The organism is Sporosarcina sp. OR05, from assembly GCF_041414805.1.
In the GTDB taxonomy this organism is placed as follows: Bacteria; Bacillota; Bacilli; order Bacillales_A; family Planococcaceae; genus Sporosarcina; species Sporosarcina saromensis.
Map to the genome: position 1 here is coordinate 1 of NZ_JANKJL010000032.1, position 1,353 is coordinate 1,353.

A 1,353-nucleotide genomic window follows, 5' to 3' on the forward strand; every position below is an offset into this window, starting at 1 on the left:
AAAAAAAAAAGAAACGAAAAGTTCGGGAAAGCCTAAACAATGAGCTACCTGTAACAGTCGTTCACCACAGCCTGCCCTTAAAGGAGCAGGCCTGTTCAGATTGCGGTCATTCTATGCATGTGATGAAAAAAGAGATCCGCCGTGAAATCAAGATCATCCCTGCTCGCGCAGAGATTGTCCAACACGAACGTGACGTTTTCTCTTGTCGAACATGCGAGAAAGAGAATACTCATACACCAATTGTAAGAGCTTCAATGCCAGAAGCTGTCATTCCTAAAAGCATGGCATCACCTTCAGCGATTGCTTATGTGGTGACGCAAAGGTATATGTATGCCACGCCACTACATAGGTTGGAGGCACAGTTTCGCCAATTGGGTGTTCATCTATCTAGGCAGACGATGTCCAATTGGTTAGTCCTTTCTACAGAGGAACTACTTCGTCCGCTCTACTCTGCGATGCATCAATTTATTTTATCGCTTCCAGTACTTCATGCAGACGAGTCAACACAACAAGTTTTGTACGAAGAGGGTAAGCAGCCTTCTTCGAAGTCATATATTTGGTTATACAGGACTGGGAGGATTGGGCCTCCATGTGCCATATATGTATATTCATCAACTCGAAGCGCTACTAATCCAAAACTCTTTTTGGAAAATTTTAAGGGAACGCTTCATACAGATGGCTATTCAGGCTATGAGGGGTTGGAAAACGTTAGTCTCTCAGGGTGTTGGGCACACTTAAGGCGTTATTTTGATAAAGCTGTAAAAGCTGCCCCAAAGAACAAGAAAGAAGCGCCCACTCTTTCAGAATTAGCACTTATGAAAATTGGAGAGATTTATAAAATTGAAAGAAAAATCACCTCTCAATCTTTCGCAAAGCGCCGTAAGGTGCGCCGCAAGGAAAGTTTACCACTCGCAGAGGCTTTTTTCGCATGGCTTCAATCCATTCAACCAATAGTCACACCGAAAAGCCAACTAGGTAAAGCGATTAAATATGGAATTAATCAAAAAGAGAAGTTACTGCGTCCTTTTTTAGATGGAATACTCGACATTGATAACAATAGAGCAGAGAGATCAATCAGACCATTTGTATTAGGACGGAAAAACTCACTATTCTCGATTACTCCAAAAGGGGCTCAATCTACTGCCATCCTTTATAGTATCGTGGAGTCGGCGAAAGAGAATAAGTTAAATGTCTTAGCCTATCTAGTTCACCTCTATGAAACGCTTCCTAACATTGATAAGAACAATGTGAATGAGCTTGCAAAATTGTTCCCTTGGTCGAAAAAGCTGCCGGAGCAATGTTACCTATCTACAAATTAAAGGATTCATTACTAAAATAAAGGATCTGCACCCG

General features: G+C 41.8%; 1 protein-coding gene. It reads left to right on the top strand.

The window, feature by feature from the left end:
* The coding region (tnpC, locus tag NRI27_RS17895; protein WP_371391900.1) for an IS66 family transposase at nucleotides 1–1,319 on the top strand (1,319 nt) is incomplete at its 5' end.
* Nucleotides 1,320–1,353 lie beyond the last annotated feature (34 nt).